Origin of the sequence: Streptomyces sp. NPDC088707 (assembly GCF_044752725.1) — a bacterium.
Lineage (GTDB): Bacteria > Actinomycetota > Actinomycetes > Streptomycetales > Streptomycetaceae > Streptomyces.
In genome coordinates this window covers 588,718-604,734 of sequence record NZ_JBIVLV010000003.1, presented here as the reverse complement: position 1 = coordinate 604,734, position 16,017 = coordinate 588,718, and the positions used below count along the sequence as shown (strand labels likewise).

Sequence of the window (16,017 nt, the reverse complement as noted above, 5' to 3'; positions counted from 1 at the left end):
CCCGCCTCCATTGATTAAGCTCTGACCGAATCCAATCACCGGACCCAGTCGACTCTAGGACGTGGACCTCTTGGAATCCGGGCTCAGCTTCTCCGCCGCCGACCTCGCCCAGACCCGTTTCGCCGTCTCCCCCATGTGGGAGGTCGTCACCAGCTACCGCGTCCTCGTCGGCCGGCCCGACCCCGGTCCCCATCGCCGCTGGGTCGCCCAGGTCCGGCCCCGGATCGTGCGGGCCGGACTCGACCGCGGGTGGCTCGCCGCACTCGTCCCCGCCCACGGCTACCTCGCCGACTTCCTCAACCCCACCCCCGCCGGGCCCTTCCCCACCCTCGACACCGAGCTGGGCGCCGTTCTCCGTACGCCCGTCGAGCAGGTCCGGGACGATCTCCGCCCCCTGGCGGGAGGTGAGTACCGCGACCGGCTCCGGCTGCTGCACGACGACCCTCCCGCCGTTCTCCGCAAGGTCGTCGACGAGATCGAGGCCTACTGGGAGCTGGCCCTCGCCCCCTACTGGGCCCGGATCCAGCACGTCCTGGAGGCCGACGTCTTCCATCGGGCCCGGCAGGTCGCCGAACACGGTTCGGCGCGGGTGCTGAGCGAGCTCCACGACACCGTGCGGTGGGACGACGGCACCCTGCGGCTCGTACGGCGACACTGCGCGCTCCGTCGCGACCAAGCCGGGTCCGGGCTGCTGCTCGTCCCCTCCGTGTTCGCCTGGCCCCGGGTCCTCACCCGGTCCGTCCATCCCGACCCTCCTCAACTCGCCTACCCGGCGCGGGGCTTCGGTGCCGTCTGGGAGCCCCGTACCGGCGACGCCACCGAGGCCGTCGCCGCCGTCCTCGGGCGCTCCCGCACCCTGCTCCTCACCGAGCTCGACACCCCCGCGTCGACCACCCAACTCGCCGCCCACTGCGGCCTGTCCGCCGCCGGCGTCTCCCAGCACCTCATCGCCCTGCGCAACGCCGGTCTCGTCACCGCCCACCGCAGCGGCCGCTCCGTCCTCTACGCCCGTACGGCCGTCGCCGATCAGCTCCTCAACCCGTAGGGGATCATGGAGGGATGACATCTTCCTCCAGTCCCTCCTGGTCAGAGCGGTTCGTGGTCCGTGACGGCGTGCGGCTCTCGTGTCGCGATTGGGGCGGCCCGGGTGACCTGGATGACCTGGATGACCTGGATGACCAGGGTGACCGGAGTGACCAGGGTGACCAGGGTGATCGGAGTGACCAGGGTGATCGGTGCGGACAGGGTGGTGGTCTCGGGGGCGACGTACTCCTTCTCCACGGGCTCGCCGGGCACGCCGGCGAGTGGGACGACACGGCCCGGCTGCTCCGGGACTCCGGCCACCGTGTCGTCGCCCTCGACCAGCGCGGGCACGGCGGCAGCGACCGCAACCCTTCGGACGGGGACGTCTCACGGGCCGCGTACGTCGCCGATGTCCTCGCCGTCATCGAGCAACTCGGTCTCGACCGGCCTGTGCTGATCGGTCAGTCCTTGGGCGGGAGCACCGCTCTCCTCACCGCCGCCGCCCACCCCGGTCTGCCGCGCGCCCTCGTCCTCGTCGAGGCCGGGCCCGACGGGGCGAAGCCCGGCGTCCAGGAGCAGATCGGCAGCTGGCTGCGGGCCTGGCCGGTGCCGTTCCCCTCACGCGCGGCGGCCGTCGCCTACCTCGGCGGCGGCACGGACGCCGTCGGCGAGGGCTGGGCGAGCGGGCTGGAGGAGCGGGCCGACGGCCTGTGGCCGCGCTTCGACCCCGAGGTCATGGTCCGGTCCCTCGACGAGAGCGTCACCCGTGCCTTCTGGGACGAGTGGTCCGCCATCACCTGCCCCACACTCGTGGTCCTCGGCCAGGGCGAACACGGCGGGATCATCGGCGGCGAGGAGTACGCGGAGATGGTCCGCCGCCGCCCCGCGCTGCACGGCACCAGCCTGCCCGGCACCGGCCACGACGTGCACCTGGAGCAGCCGGGGGTCCTCCACCGGCTGATCGTCGACTTCCTCGCGGACGGGACCGGGGCGGTCTAGGGAGGGTGGGGGAAGGTCGGGTCGATGCGGTCGGAGCGGCCGGGGCGTTCGGGCCGGGTCGGGTGCAGCCCCCGCCGGTCGGCCGCCATCGGCCACTGTCCCCGTCCGTCGGCCCCGGCCCTCCAGGACGCCGCACCCGGGCCCTTGCCTTGGAGTGCACTCGAATTCCTAGAGTGCGCGCATGCGCTATCGGGTACTCGGCGGGACCGGGTTCGAAGTAAGTACGTACTGCCTCGGCACGATGATGTTCGGAGCCGTCGGCAATCCTGACCACGCCGACTCCATACGCGTCATCCATGCCGCCCTCGACCGGGGCATCAACTTCGTGGACACCGCCGACATGTACTCCTCGGGCGAGTCCGAGGAGATCGTCGGCAAGGCACTGCGCGACTCCAGCCGGCGGGACGCGACCGTCCTCGCCACCAAGGTGTACTTCCCCGTCGGCGGCGAGGGCCCCAACCGGGGCGGCCTCTCCCGTCGTTGGATCACCCGGGCCGTCGAGAACAGCCTCAAGCGGCTCGGCACCGACTGGATCGACCTCTACCAGGTCCACCGGCCCGACCACCGCACGGACATCGAGGAGACCCTCGACGTCCTCGGCGACCTCGTCGGCCAGGGCAAGATCCGGGCGTTCGGCTGCTCCACCTTCCCCGCCGAGGAGATCGTCGAGGCCCACGCCGTCGCCGAACGGCGCGGCCTGCGCCGCTTCCGCTCCGAGCAGCCGCCGTACTCGCTGCTCGCGCGGGGCGTCGAGGCCTCCGTCCTGCCCGTCGCCCAGCGGTACGGGATGGGCGTCCTGACCTGGTCTCCGCTCGCCTCCGGCTTCCTCACCGGCACGTACCGCAAGGGGCAGCCGATCGACCTCACCCGCGGGCGCGCCGCGCTCACCCCGCACCGCTTCGACCCGGCGATCCCCGGCAACGCCGCCAAGCTCGACGCCGTCGAGGAGTTCATCGCCCTCGCCGACGAGATCGGCTGCTCCCTGCCCGAGCTCGCCCTCGCCTTCGCCGCCTCGCACCCGGCCGTGACCTCCGTCATCATCGGGCCGCGGACGATGGAGCAGCTGGAGGGGCTGCTGAAGGGCGCGCCCGTCGTCCTCACGGACGAGGTCCTGGACCGGATCGACGCGATCGTGCCGCCGGGCACGAACCTCTACCGCGCGGACGGCGCCTGGCAGCCGCCCTTCCTGACCCAGCCCGCGCTGCGGCGGCGGCCGTTGGAGGAGCGGGCGGCCGGGTAGGGCCACCCGCCGCCGCCACCCCGGGCACCCTGCGGCGCTTGGCGCTCGACCGGGAGGTCGACGTCCGGGCGCTGCTGCCGCTGATCACGGCGCCGATGCCGGGGGTGGGCTGCGCGCGGGACGCCACCGGCCCCGGTGGAGAACAGCCGGGCGCCGCACGCGGCGATCGCCGGCAGCGCGTACGCGGAGCTCGGCGCCGGTCATGTCGTCTTCTTCGAGGAGGACGAGTTCGTGGAGACCGTGACGGATTTCCTCGTTCCGGTCGGTGTGTGAGGCCATGCTTGGCCGCATGGGTGCGACGAGGACGAGAACGATCGGCGCCGCCGAGCGCAGGGTGCGGCTCGGGGTGCGGCATCGGCTGGCCGGGAGCGCGCGGGCCGGGTCGGCGGAGGAGGTCGCGCGGTCGCTCGTCGCCCTGCACGGGACCGACCCGGCGAGCGTGTTCCTCGCCGTGGGGGCGCGGCTGGCCGGGAAGGCCGGGCCCGTGGCGGAGGTCGAGCGGGCGCTGTACGAGGACCGGTCGCTGGTCCGGATGCACGGCATGCGGCACACGGTCTTCGTCCTCCCCGCCGCGCTCGCCCCGGCCGTCCAGGCCTCGACGACGGACCCGGCGGCCGTCCGGGAACGCGCCTCTCTGCTGCAGCACTTGGCGGCCGGCAGCGACTTCGACGCCGCGTGGCTGGCGGAGACCGAGCGGCTCGTCCTCGCCGAACTGGGCGTGCGGGGCGAGGCGACCGGGGCCGAACTCGGCCGTGCTGTACCGGCGTTGAGATCGACGTACCTGTACGGGAAGGGCACGCGGCAGGAGGGTGTCCAGTCCGTCGGGAGCCGGGTGCTGCGGGTGCTCGGCATGGAGGGGCGGATCGTACGGGGCCGGCCCCAGGGCACCTGGACGTCCAGCCAGTTCCGCTGGGCCCGTCCCGCCGGTCCGGGGTACGGGCCGCCTTCCGCGCTGGATCCGAGGTCCGGGCCGCCTTCCGCGCCCGATCCGGCCACGGCGCGCGCCGAGCTGATCCGGTGGTGGCTCCGGGCCTGCGGGCCCGCCACCGAGGCGGATCTGAAGTGGTGGACGGGGTGGAGGGTGACGGACGTGCGCGGGGCGCTCGCCGCCGTCGGGGCGCTGCCGGTGACCCTCGACGAGGGGACCGGCTTCGTCCTGCCGGACGACCTCGACCCCGTGACGGAACGGGCGGCGGTGCCCGAACCGTGGGCGGCGCTGCTGCCCGCGCTCGACCCGACGGCGATGGGCTGGCAGGCGCGCGACTGGTACCTGGACCCGGGGCACCGGGCGGCGCTGTTCGACCGCAGCGGGAACATCGGGCCGACGGTGTGGTGGGACGGCCGGATCGTCGGCGGGTGGGCCCAGCGCCCGGACGGCGAGATCGTCCACCGGCTCCTGACGGACGCGGGCGCGGCGGCCGGGCGCGCGATCGGCGCGGAGGCGGAGCGGCTCGCGGGGTGGGTCGGGGACGTACGGGTGACGCCCCGGTTCCGCACGCCGCTGGAGCGGGAGTTGGGCGCCTGAGCCCCGTACTCCTGGAGCCTGCGCCCCGTAGCCCTGGAGCCTGAGCCCATCCCGCTCCGTTCACTCACGTGCGCAGGTTCAGGCCCGGGACGCCGAGTTCCGAGAGGCCGTCCAGGATCAGGTCCACGCCGACGGCCGCGAGCAGCAGGCCGAGCAGGCGGCCGAGGAGCTCGATCGTGGCGTGGTGGGTGCGGCGCAGGACGCGGGCGAGCAGCAGCACGCAGATCAGGTCGAGCGCGATGACGGACACGTACGCGCCCACGACGGTCGAGCGCCAGCTGAAGGAGTCTCGGGCGGCCGCCTCGACGAGCACGGCCGTCATGGCGAGCGGGCTCACCACGTACGGCATGAGCAGCTCGCGCACGCCGCTGACCAGGTCGGGGGCGTCCTGGCGGGCGGTGTTGGTGCCGAGGTGGAGACCGAGGACGAGCCCGACGGCGTAGATGAAGAAGATGACGCCGCCCGCGAGCTGGAGGGCCGCGGTGCTGATGTGGAAGACGTTCAGCAGCCACGGGGCCGTGATGCCCATGACCAGGCCGACGAGGACGGCCGCGCCGGAGGAGATGAGGGCGATGGTCCGCGTCTGGCTCACGGGGTGGACCTGGGCGAGGCCGGCGAAGGCGAGGAGGACCTTCGGGGGGCCGACGACGGAGAAGAAGGTGATGAAGGCGGCGGAGTAGCTGAAGGCGTTCACACCGGAATCATGATGCGGGCGGGTGATTTATCCGTCTTTTCCGGCTGATGCCCGCGCGGTGTCGAGAACCGGTCCTCCGCTCCGACTGTCCTGCGAGAGGCAGTACGCCCAGGAAGCCGAGAACGACGAGCGAGGAGGACGTCATGAAGTACCTGGTGATGGTGCAGGGCAGTCAGGCCGACTACGAGGCCATGGTGGGCAAGCCCACCGACAGCAGCCCCGCCTGGACCAAGCCGGACCTCAAGGCGATGTTCGAGCACATGAACACGATCAACGAGGAGCTGGCGGCGAAGGGCGAGATGCTCGACGCCCAGGGCCTCGCGGCCCCGTCCACGACCCGCTTCGTGACGGTGGACGGCGACGGCAGGCCGGTCGTCACGGACGGCCCCTACGCGGAGACCAAGGAGGTCATCGCGGGCTACTGGCTCCTCGACTGCGCCTCCCTGGAGCGCGTGACGGAGATCGCCGCCCAGGTCGCCCGCTGCCCGCAGCCGGCGGGCGCCCCGGAGTACGCGGTCGTCATCCGGCAGGTCGACGAGACGGGCCCGACCCAGGACTGACGGCGTGAACCGGCCGTCAGCACTCCGATGAGCCGCTCGGCAAGCCTGTCTTCCGCTTGCCGAGCGGCCCTTTCCAGCCATCGACTCACACCGTTAGTCCAGGTTTCACATTCCCTCCCCATCCTCCTGTTACGGACGCTACGGTTCCCCCTGAGACGCACATCACATCGCGAGGGTCCGGGGGGACGCATGCACGAGATGGCCAAGGGAGCCAACATCGGACTGGCTGCACTCAGCGACGACACCGGGGCGGTCGTCGTCGGTCTGAGCTGGAGCAGCGCGTCCGGCGACGGCGACGCGGATGTCTCGGTGCTGCTGGTCGACGGCGACGGCAAGGTCCGCAGCGACTCGGACTTCTACTTCTACAACCAGCCCGCCGCCGAGGACGGCAGTGTGCAGCTCCTGGGCAAGGTCCCCACGGAGAACGGCAGCGAGGACCGGATCAGCCTCGACCTCACGGCCATCCCCCCGGACGTCGCCACCGTCGTCGTGGCGGCCAGTCAGTACGGCGGTGCCTGCTTCGGGGATCTGGACGACCTGCGCATGACCGTCACCGATCGCTCGGGCGAAGCGCTCCTCGGGTTCTCGATCCCGGACGCCACGATCGAGACGGCCTTCATCTTCGGCGAGCTGTACCGGCGGAACGACGAGTGGAAGTTCCGTGCCGTGGGCCAGGGATACGAAACCGGCCTCGCCGGTCTCGCCACCGACTTCGGCATCGCGGTCGACGAAGGTGACGACGACGAAGTCGAGGGGCCGGGCAGCGCGGAGATACAGGGCGGGGAGCAAGCCGTCGTGGACGGCCGCTCCAAGGCCGCAGGGGATGCCGGGTATGCCGAAGAGACGTCCCTCGGCTTGGCCGAAACCGGCGTACGGGCAACCGGCGCTCCCCGGCTTCCGGCGCAGGCCACCGTCTCCACGGATCGCACGGCACCGGCCCCGGGCGGGACGGCCGCCGCCCCTGCCCCGCAGGCGGACATGCCCCAGCCGAGCCGCCGCCGCGGCACGCGCACGGCCAAGAAAAAGGTCACTCTCCCGAAGGCCGCGAAGAAGACCCTGGCGGAGAACGACTCGTGGAAGCCGGCCCGGCTCTTCCCCGTTCCCTCCTACAAGAGCGATCGTGAGCGGGAGGTGCGCGCCACATCGGTCCTGCTCTCCGTCATGGCGGAGGTGCCTGAGTTCGGTCGCCGCCTTACCGCTGGTTTCGGGGCTCCCGCCGGCCGGATGCAGACATTCACCGAGGTATCGATCCCCCACGGCAACAGCCCGAAGCGCCCGGACGGGGTCATCCGGACGGAAAGGGCCGGGAAACTCTGGACCGCGCTCGTGGAGACAAAGACCAACGGCAACCCACTGAAGTCGGAGCAGGTCCAGAACTACATGGACATCGCCGCGAGGCGCGGTTACGAGGCCGTCATCACCCTGTCCAACGACGTGGCCCTGGAGGGCAGTCCGCTCGTCGAGGTCAAGACGGACGGCAGGCGCAAGCACAAGGTCTCTCTCTGGCACCTCTCCTGGGCTGAGGTGGCGCACCAGGCACAGATGCTCATTCGACACGAAGGCGTCGGCAATGCCGCACATGCCTGGCTCCTTCAGGAACTGCTCCACTACCTCCAGCACGAGAACTCCGGCTGCCACGGCTTCCAGAACATGGGGCCGTCATGGGTTCCCGTGCGAAACGGGATCGACGGCGAGACCCTGTGCCAGGGGGATCCCCGTGCGGTGGAGGTCGTGGAGAGCTGGGAACGGCTGATCCGCCAGGTCTGCCTCCGGCTGGGCGGCGAACTCGGACAGAAGACCCTGCCGGTGCAGAGGGCCAAGCGCGGCTCCGACCCGAAGTCCCGGCGCGCGGAGCTGGCCGACCGGCTCTGCGAGGAAGGCAAGCTCTCCGCCGAGCTGCGGGTCGACGGCGCCCAGAGCATCCTCTCCCTCACAGCGGATCTCCGGACCGGCAAGATCCGCACGTCCATCGACGTCCCCGCACCCGACGGCGCCTACCCCCTGTCGGTCGCGAAGCGGCTCCTGCGCGTGCTGAACGAAGCACCCGCCGACCTGCATGTGGAGACGCTGTTGGAGGGGCGGAACGGACCACGCGGCACCCTGGAGCGGCTCCGTCCCGAGCCTGGGGATCTGCTGCCCAAGGACAGCGCGGCCATCACCGGCTTCCGGCTGTCCCTCTTCAAGGGCATGGGCAGCAGCCGGGGCAGCACGGAGTCGGGGTTCATCCGCAGCATCGACGAGGCCGTCGACCGCTTCTACAGCTCGGTCGTCACGCATCTCAGTCAGTTCGAGCAAGGACGTGCTCCACGGGTGACGTCCGGCGCCGACACGTCCGGAGTCCACTGATCCCGCGCCGCCCACCGGCCGCAACGGTGTTCCCGCTCTCAGTGGATACCGTGCGGGCCGCCCGTCATGTGCGGGCGGCCCCTCGGGATCAGCAGGGGGGATGCCAGGGCCGCGGTCGCTGCCGTGAGGGTGCAGAGGGTGTACGCGGCGGTCAGGCCGGCCGGGGTGGGGGTCGGGGTGGCCGTGGTGGTCAGGGCGAGGGTGGAGACGAGCGCGACGCCGATCGAGCCGCCCAGTTCGTGGAAGGTGTTCACGATGCCGGAGGCGAGGCCCGCCTCGTGCGGGGCGATCAGGCCGAGGGCCGTCGTCGTCGCCGTGACGAAGACCGCCCCGAGGCCGAGCGACGCCGTCGCGAGGGACGGCAGGAGCGTGGTCCACGGGCCGGACGCGGGGTCGGCGAGGACCAGCGGGAGGCAGCCGAGGGCCGCGACCGCCAGTCCTCCCGTGGCACAGACGCGCGGGCCGGCCGTGCTCACCAGGCGGGAGCCCAGGTGGGCGCCGATCGCCGTGGTGAGTGCCACCGGGAGGAACAGCAGCCCGGTGCGGAGGGCGTCGAGGTGGTGGACGTGCTGCAGGTGCATCGAGCCCAGGAAGAAGAACGAGATCAGGAGCGCCGTCGCGACCAGCATGAGGAGTGAGCCCACGACGACCGGTCGCCGGGTGAGCATCCGCAGGTCCATCAGCGGGACGCGGGTCCTCCGCTCGGTCGCCGCGAAGGCTCCGTAGAGCACGAGCGCGCCCAGGAGGGGCAGCAGCGTCGCCGTCGACGTCCAGCCGGAGTCGCCCGCCGTGACCAGGCCGTAGACGAGGGCGCCGGTCGCCGTCGTGACCAGGAGGGCGCCGGGGACGTCCAGGCCGCCGCCGCGCCGCGCGGGCTTCGCCGTCGCCGGGACGAACCTCGGCAGGGCCGCCAGGACCGCGAGGCCCACCGGGACGTTGACGTGGAAGATCCACGGCCAGCCCGGGCCCGAGGTGAGGGCGCCGCCGAGCAGGACGCCCACCGCCGATCCCGTACCGCCGACGGCCGCCCAGACGCCCAGCGCCCTCGGCCGCTCCGGGCCGTGGAACACGGTCGTGACCAGGGCGAGTGCCGCCGGGGAGAGCAGTGCGGCGCCGACGCCCTGGGCGATCCGGCCGCCGAGCAGGACGCCGGCGTTCGGCGCGAGGCCGCAGCCCAGGGACGCGGCGGTGAAGAGGGCGAGGCCGATGAGGAGGACCCGGCGGGCGCCGAGGGCGTCGGAGAGTCGTCCGCCGAGGAGCATCAGCCCGCCGAAGCAGAGGGTGTACGCGGTGACGACCCAGGTCAGGGCGGTGCGCCCGAGGTCGAGGTCGGTGGCGAGGGCGGGCAGCGCGACGTTCACCACGGTCACGTCGAGCACCAGCATGAACTGGGCCGCGCAGATCAGCGCGAGGGCTTTCCAGCGGCGCGGGTCGGGGCGCGGGTGGTCGTGGGCCCGGGCGTGGGCAGGGGAGGGTACGGCGGAGTCGGTGGGCATAACTGAACTGTACGGCACAGTACAGTTGAACTCAAGAGTACAGTTTCCTTGGGTAGGGTGAGGCCATGGACGCCCAGCCCGCACCGGCCGCCAAGCCCGCCCCCACCGGCCCCCGCGCCGCCCGCAAGCGACAGGCGATCGTCCGGGCCGCCCGCGATCTCTTCCTCCGCGAGGGCTTCGGCGTCGGCATGGACGCCATCGCCGCCGAGGCCGGCGTCTCCAAAGTGACCGTCTACAACCACTTCGGCAGCAAGGAAGCCCTCTTCACCGCCGTCGTCGCGGGCGGCCTCGACGAGCCGCTCGGCGGCAGCGGACGAAGCGAGCGGTGTGAACAGGGTGAGCAGAGCGAGGAGGGCAGACAGGGGGGACACGGCGGTCAGGGCGGTGGGAGCGACGCGCCCGATCTCGCGCGGCTCGTCGAGGCCGACGGACCCGACGCCCTCAAGGCCGCCCTCACCGACGCCGGTCGCGCCTGGGGCCGCGCCCTGCGCGCCGACACCGAGGGGCGCGCCCTGCGCACCCTCGTCGCCACCGAGGTGCACCGCTTCCCCGAGCTGGGCCGCGCCTGGCGCGCGCACGGCCCGGCCGGCCACCACCCGGCCGTCACAAACGCCCTGCGCGCCCTCGCGGACCGGGGGCTCCTCGACATCCCCGACCTGGAGGTCGCCGTCCTCCAGCTCTACTCGCTGCTGGTCTTTCCGCAGATGGTGTTCGAGCAGCACGGGACGGAGCTCGGCGAGGAACTGGGCGAGCGCCTCGTCGTCGACGGTGTCGAGATGTTCCTCCGGCGGTACGCGCCCACGCCCTCGTCCACGCCCGCATCCTGACGCAGGTGTCATCCTTGGTCTTCGACGGAGCCCCGCACGGGGAGTAAATTACCCCCTGGGGTATCGATGAGGAGTAGCTGTGGAACTGGATCTCGCTGGTGCGGAGCTGAAGTCGGTACTGAACCGGCTCCGCCGGGCTCAGGGCCAGATCTCCGGCGTGATCCGGATGATCGAGGAAGGCCGCGACTGCGAGGAGGTCGTGACCCAGCTGGCCGCCGCCTCCCGGGCTCTCGACCGGGCCGGGTTCGCGATCATCGCGACCGGCCTCCAGCAGTGCCTGACCGACGTCGAGGACGCCCGCCGCAAGGGCGAGGACCGCGACGCGATGCGCGCCCGGCTGGAGAAGCTCTTCCTGTCGCTGGCGTGACCGCCCCTCGCTGGAGGGACCGCCTGGCGCTGGCGTGACCGCCCCTCGCCGGAGGGACCGCCTGGCGCTGGCCTGACCCGCCTGGCGCTGGCCCGACCTCGCTCTTCGAGACGCCGACGTGCCCCCGGGGGATCTCCCCCGGGGGCACGTCTTCTACGGCGGCCTTCGCGGCGGCGGCCGTGGCAGCCGCCGTGACCGCCGTAGGCGCGGTCAGTCGGTCGCGAGGCCCTTGAGGCGCTTCGCGATCGTCGTCAGACGGCGGCCCTGGTAGCGGGCGGCCTGGAGGACGTTCTCCTCCGGGGCACCGTTCGCGCCCGGGTGGGCGGTGCCGTACGGGTTGCCGCCGGCCGCGTAGACCGCCGGGTCCGTGAAGCCGGGGGAGACGATGACCGAGCCCCAGTGGTGGAAGGTGTTGTAGAGCGCGAGCAGCGTCGACTCGTTGCCGCCGTGCAGGTTGTGGGCGCTGGTGAAGGCGGTCGCGGGCTTGTCCGCCATGACGCCCTGCTGCCAGAGGCCGCCCGTGGTGTCGATGTACTGCTTCAGCTGCGCGGCCACGTTGCCGAAACGGGTCGGGGAGCCGAGCGCGTAGGCGTCCGCCCACTCCAGGTCCTCGAGCGTGGCGACCTCCACGTCACCCGTGGCGTCCACGTGGGCGCGCCAGGCCGGGTTCGAGTCGATGGCGGCGGCCGGGGCGAGCTCGGGCACCCGGCGCAGCCGCACCTCGGCGCCGGACTTCTCCGCGCCCTCGGCGACGGCCTGGGCGAGCTGGTGGACGGCACCCGTGGCCGAGTAGTAGATGACGGCGACCTTCACGGACATGGCGATCTCCTCAGGCGGAAGCGGATCAGTTTCCGTTTCAATGACAGGAGCCTAAACGGATTGCTATCCACTTTGCAAGGGGAACGGGTATGCTCACATCGAGGGCTACCGGAACGGGGAGACGGGGCGCGAGAAGACAAACAGCGCGCCACAGCGCGCGACAGGGCGCACAGGCGGCGCACCCAAGAACAGGAGTCGGCAGATGAGCACCGAGATCCCGCGGGCCGGAGGCACGGCGGCACCCCTGCTCGGACTCCTCCCCACCGCCGGAACCCCCGCACCCGAGCGCGCCGACGCCGCCCGGAACCGGCGCAAGATCCTCGACGCCGCCGCCCGGATCGTGAGCGAGGACGGCCCCGAGGCCGTCACCATGAACCAGGTCGCGCACGCCAGCGGCATAGGCGTCGGCACGGTCTACCGCCGGTTCGGCGATGTCTCCCAGCTCCTGTGGGCGCTCCTCGACGACCGCGAGCGCCAGTTCCAGGAGGCGTACATGAGCGGCCCGCCGCCGCTCGGTCCCGGCGCTCCGGCCGACGCCCGGCTCGACGCCTTCCTCGACGCGCTCGTCGACCGGGTCGGCGAGCAGCGCGAGATCCTGCTCGCCGCGCACTCCGCCGCCCCCCGCGCCCGGTATCACAGCGGCGCGTACCGCGTCATGCACACGCATGTGGCCCTGCTCATCGGGCGGCTGCGGCCCGGCTCCGACAGCACGCTCCTCGCGCACATGCTGCTCGCGCCGTTCTCGCCGGACGTGATGCACCATCTGGCGGTCGAGCAGGAGCTGTCGGCGGACCGCCTCAAGGAGGGGGTACGGGAGCTGCTACGGCTGCGGGCCTGAGCCCTGGACCGGTGGCCGGGGGCCCGGAGCGCCCTGAGCCGGTGACCGGGGGCGGCCGGCCGCCCCGGATCAGTGGCCTCGGTCAGATCCCGCCCAGCGCCGCCAGGCCGTCCAGCACCCGCTCCAGACCGAAGCGGTACGCGTGTTCCGCGTCGTACAGGCCGTCGTACGCGATCGCCGCCGCCTCCCCCACCCGGCTCGCCAGCGGAAACCGGGACTGGTCCAACGCCCTTGCCAGCAGCGGCTCGTGGGCGTCCCACCACTCCCCGTCCGACATGGCGCTCTCCCGCTCCACGGCCCGCGCGTCCAGCTCCGCCCGGGCGCCGGACTGGACGAAGCCGAGGACGTACGTCAGCGCCGAGTCCCTGGCCACGTCGTCGAGGCCCAGGCCCTCGAAAGCGCCGAGTTCGTACTCGTACTTGGTCATCACGCCGGGTCCCAGCGGGGCGCGCACGATGCGCAGTTCGACCAGCCACGGGTGGCTCAGGTGCAGCGCGCGGTTCGCGTCCGCGACCGCCGTGACGCGGTCCCGCCAGGAATCCTCCGGGCGGAACGGCGGTCGGTCCATGCGCAGGAAGACGGCGTCCAGCATGAGGTCGAGCAGCTCGGCCTTGCCGGGGACGTACGTGTAGAGCGTCATCGGGGTCACCCCGAGGTGCTGGGCCACCGCGCGCATGGTCAGCGCGTCCAGCCCGCCGGCGTCCGCGAGGGCGAGGGCCGCGTCGACGACCGCGTCGACGGTGAGGCCCTGCCTCGGGCCGCGGCGCCCGGCCGGGGCGGCCGAGCCGTCGCGCCACAGGAGCTCCAGGGTGCGCGCCGGGTCGCCCGCGCCGCTGCTGCTCTTCCCCTTCGCTCCCGCCATGTCGCTTCCGTCCTTCATCGCGTTCTTCGCGTTCTCGCGCTTTTCGCGTTCTCGCAGGTCAGGATAGCTCCCGCTTACTTTGTACGCTGTATAGAGTACGCTTCCCCAGCACACAGGACGACCACCGGAGGGCGCACGCATGAACCACCCCGTCGCAGCGGACAGCCACCACGTCATCCAGGTCCGCGGGGCCAGGGAGAACAACCTCAGGAACGTCGACGTCGACCTCCCCAAGCGCCGCCTCACCGTCTTCACCGGAGTCTCCGGCTCCGGGAAGTCCTCCCTCGTCTTCGGCACCATCGCCGCCGAGTCGCAGCGCCTGATCAACGAGACCTACAGCGCCTTCCTGCAGTCCTTCATGCCGTCGCTCGCCCGCCCCGACGTCGACGGACTGCACAACCTGAGCGCCGCGATCGTCGTCGACCAGGAGCGGATGGGCGCCAACTCCCGCTCCACCGTGGGAACCGCCACCGACGCCTACACGATGCTGCGGATCGTCTTCAGCCGCCTCGGCACCCCGCACGTCGGCACCTCGGGCGCCTTCAGCTTCAACCTGCCCGAGGGCATGTGCCCGCGCTGCGAGGGCACCGGCCAGATCTCCGACATCGACGTCGACGAACTCGTCGACCGCACCAAGTCCCTCAACGAGGGCGCCATCACCGTGCCGGGCTACGCCGTCGACTCCTGGATGTGGCAGGTCATGGCCCACTCCGGTTTCTACGACCCCGACAAGAAGCTCGCGGACTTCACCGACCAGGAGTGGGAGGACTTCCTCCACAAGCCGTCCTGCAAGGTGAAGGTCGGCACCAACAACTTCACCTACGAGGGCCTCGTGGTGAAGCTCCAGCGGACCGTCCTCGCCAAGGACCGGGAGGCCATGCAGGCCCACATCCGCGCCTTCGTCGACCGGGCCGTCGGCTTCCGGACCTGCCCCGAGTGCGAGGGCGCCCGGCTCACCCGGGCCGCGCTGTCCTCCCGTATCGACGGGGTCAACATCGCCGAGTGCTCGGCGATGCAGATCAGCGACCTCGCCGCGTTCGTCCGCCGGATCGAGGACCCCTCCGTCGCCCCGCTCCTCGCCGGTCTGCGCGAGCTCCTCGACTCGCTCGTCGAGATCGGCCTCGGCTACCTCTCCCTCGACCGCTCCTCCGGCACGCTCTCCGGCGGCGAGGCGCAGCGCGTGAAGATGGTGCGCCACCTCGGCTCCCCGCTCACCGACGTCACGTACGTCTTCGACGAGCCGACCACCGGGCTCCACCCGCACGACGTACGACGCATGAACGACCTGCTGCTGCGGCTGCGCGACAAGGGCAACACCGTCCTCGTCGTCGAGCACAAGCCCGAGGTCATCGAGATCGCCGACCACGTCGTCGACCTGGGCCCGCGGGCCGGCACCGCGGGCGGCGAGATCTGCTACAGCGGAAACGTTCCCGGACTGCGCACCTCCGGCACCCTCACCGGCAACCACCTCGCGCACCGGGCGAAGCTCCGTGCGGAGGTACGGGTCCCCAGCGGCGCGCTGAGCATCACCGGCGCCACACAGCACAACCTCAAGGACGTGAGCGTCGAGATCCCGGCCGGGGTCCTGACGGTCGTCACGGGCGTGGCGGGCTCCGGCAAGTCCTCCCTCATCCACGGCAACCTGCCGGGCCGCGAGGGCGTCGTCGTCGCCGACCAGTCCCCCATCCGGGGCTCGCGCCGCTCGAACCCGGCGACGTACACCGGGCTCCTCGGCCCGATCCGCACGGCCTTCGCCAAGGCCAACGGCGTCAAGCCGGCCCTCTTCAGCGCCAACTCCGAGGGCGCCTGCCCGCGCTGCAACGGCCTCGGGCTCGTCTACACCGACCTCGCCATCGCGGCGGGCGTCGCGTCGGTCTGCGAGGAGTGCGAGGGGAAGAGGTTCACGCCCGAGGTCCTCACCTACCGGCTGAACGGGAAGAACATCCACGAGGTCCTGTCGCTGTCGATCGAGGAGGCGTACGAGTTCTTCACGGCCAAGAGCCAGGCCCGCACGATCCTCGGCCGCCTCAAGGACGTCGGCCTCGGCTACCTGCGGCTCGGGCAGCCGCTCAACACGCTCTCGGGCGGTGAGCGGCAGCGTCTGAAGCTGGCGATCCACATGGCGGAGAAGGGGGCGGTCTACGTCCTCGACGAGCCCACCACCGGGCTCCACCTGGCCGACGTCGACAAGCTCCTCGCCCTCCTCGACCGGCTCGTCGAGGCCGGCAACACGGTCGTCGTCATCGAGCACCACCAGGCGGTGATGGCCCACGCGGACTGGCTGATCGACCTGGGGCCGGGGGCGGGGCATGACGGGGGGCGGGTGGTGTTCGAGGGGACGCCGGCGGAGCTGGTGGCGAAGTCGGACACGCTGACGGCGCGGCACCTCCGCGAGTACGTGGGCGCCTGACGCGACGGCCC

General features: G+C 72.0%; 15 protein-coding genes. 11 read left to right on the top strand and 4 right to left on the bottom strand.

What is annotated here, in order from left to right:
• Positions 1 to 61: 61 nt before the first annotated feature.
• From ACIP84_RS13575 to ACIP84_RS13555, 5 genes are all read left to right on the top strand, one after another.
• Positions 62 to 1,045 carry a DUF5937 family protein gene (locus ACIP84_RS13575; RefSeq protein ID WP_355963305.1) on the top strand — a complete coding sequence of 328 codons (984 nt, stop codon included), beginning with the start codon at positions 62 to 64 and terminating at the stop codon, positions 1,043 to 1,045.
• A gap of 14 nt (positions 1,046 to 1,059) precedes the next feature.
• Positions 1,060 to 2,022, top strand: a complete 963-nt coding sequence (locus tag ACIP84_RS13570; protein WP_401797928.1) for an alpha/beta fold hydrolase — start codon at positions 1,060 to 1,062, stop codon at positions 2,020 to 2,022.
• 181 nt (positions 2,023 to 2,203) lie between these two features.
• Positions 2,204 to 3,262: an aldo/keto reductase gene (locus ACIP84_RS13565; protein ID WP_401797927.1), complete on the top strand. Its 1,059-nt coding sequence runs from the start codon at positions 2,204 to 2,206 to the stop codon at positions 3,260 to 3,262.
• Between the two features lie 135 nt (positions 3,263 to 3,397).
• Entirely contained in the window at positions 3,398 to 3,535 is a 138-nt protein-coding gene (locus tag ACIP84_RS13560; RefSeq protein WP_401797926.1) for a hypothetical protein, read from the top strand.
• A 16-nt stretch (positions 3,536 to 3,551) separates the two neighbouring features.
• The gene (locus ACIP84_RS13555) at positions 3,552 to 4,787 is read left to right on the top strand and encodes a winged helix DNA-binding domain-containing protein (protein WP_401797925.1); all 1,236 of its coding nucleotides are present in this window, start codon (positions 3,552 to 3,554) and stop codon (positions 4,785 to 4,787) included.
• 64 nt (positions 4,788 to 4,851) lie between these two features.
• Here the strand turns inward: ACIP84_RS13555 and ACIP84_RS13550 are convergent, their stop codons facing one another.
• Positions 4,852 to 5,481 carry a MarC family protein gene (locus ACIP84_RS13550; RefSeq protein WP_401797924.1) on the bottom strand — a complete coding sequence of 210 codons (630 nt, stop codon included), beginning with the start codon at positions 5,479 to 5,481 and terminating at the stop codon, positions 4,852 to 4,854.
• A gap of 143 nt (positions 5,482 to 5,624) precedes the next feature.
• Between ACIP84_RS13550 and ACIP84_RS13545 the strand changes: the two genes are divergently transcribed.
• Positions 5,625 to 6,041 carry a YciI family protein gene (locus tag ACIP84_RS13545; RefSeq protein WP_355963294.1) on the top strand — a complete coding sequence of 139 codons (417 nt, stop codon included), beginning with the start codon at positions 5,625 to 5,627 and terminating at the stop codon, positions 6,039 to 6,041.
• Between the two features lie 189 nt (positions 6,042 to 6,230).
• Positions 6,231 to 8,387 carry a TerD family protein gene (locus ACIP84_RS13540; RefSeq protein WP_401797923.1) on the top strand — a complete coding sequence of 719 codons (2,157 nt, stop codon included), beginning with the start codon at positions 6,231 to 6,233 and terminating at the stop codon, positions 8,385 to 8,387.
• Between the two features lie 38 nt (positions 8,388 to 8,425).
• Here ACIP84_RS13540 and ACIP84_RS13535 read toward each other — a convergent pair whose 3' ends face one another.
• A complete protein-coding gene (locus ACIP84_RS13535; protein WP_401797922.1) occupies positions 8,426 to 9,883 on the bottom strand; it encodes an MFS transporter in 1,458 nt (485 codons plus the stop codon).
• A gap of 65 nt (positions 9,884 to 9,948) precedes the next feature.
• Here ACIP84_RS13535 and ACIP84_RS13530 point away from each other — a divergent pair, with 65 nt between their 5' ends.
• Together ACIP84_RS13530 and ACIP84_RS13525 are read left to right on the top strand one after the other, a co-directional pair.
• Positions 9,949 to 10,710 carry a TetR/AcrR family transcriptional regulator gene (locus ACIP84_RS13530; protein WP_401797921.1) on the top strand — a complete coding sequence of 254 codons (762 nt, stop codon included), beginning with the start codon at positions 9,949 to 9,951 and terminating at the stop codon, positions 10,708 to 10,710.
• Positions 10,711 to 10,789: 79 nt separating this feature from the next.
• A complete protein-coding gene (locus ACIP84_RS13525; RefSeq protein WP_401797920.1) occupies positions 10,790 to 11,077 on the top strand; it encodes a metal-sensitive transcriptional regulator in 288 nt (95 codons plus the stop codon).
• A gap of 210 nt (positions 11,078 to 11,287) precedes the next feature.
• Here ACIP84_RS13525 and wrbA read toward each other — a convergent pair whose 3' ends face one another.
• Positions 11,288 to 11,896, bottom strand: coding sequence for an NAD(P)H:quinone oxidoreductase (gene wrbA, locus ACIP84_RS13520; RefSeq protein WP_355963283.1), 609 nt, complete (start codon positions 11,894 to 11,896; stop codon positions 11,288 to 11,290).
• A 202-nt stretch (positions 11,897 to 12,098) separates the two neighbouring features.
• On the opposite strand from wrbA, the gene ACIP84_RS13515 reads away from it, so the two are divergent.
• Positions 12,099 to 12,734: a TetR/AcrR family transcriptional regulator gene (locus tag ACIP84_RS13515; protein WP_401797919.1), complete on the top strand. Its 636-nt coding sequence runs from the start codon at positions 12,099 to 12,101 to the stop codon at positions 12,732 to 12,734.
• 82 nt (positions 12,735 to 12,816) lie between these two features.
• Here the strand turns inward: ACIP84_RS13515 and ACIP84_RS13510 are convergent, their stop codons facing one another.
• On the bottom strand, positions 12,817 to 13,596 hold the full coding sequence (locus ACIP84_RS13510; RefSeq protein WP_355963277.1) for a TetR/AcrR family transcriptional regulator C-terminal domain-containing protein: 780 nt from the start codon (positions 13,594 to 13,596) through the stop codon (positions 12,817 to 12,819).
• 139 nt (positions 13,597 to 13,735) lie between these two features.
• Between ACIP84_RS13510 and ACIP84_RS13505 the strand changes: the two genes are divergently transcribed.
• The gene (locus ACIP84_RS13505; RefSeq protein WP_401797918.1) at positions 13,736 to 16,006 is read left to right on the top strand and encodes an ATP-binding cassette domain-containing protein; all 2,271 of its coding nucleotides are present in this window, start codon (positions 13,736 to 13,738) and stop codon (positions 16,004 to 16,006) included.
• Positions 16,007 to 16,017: the final 11 nt, after the last annotated feature.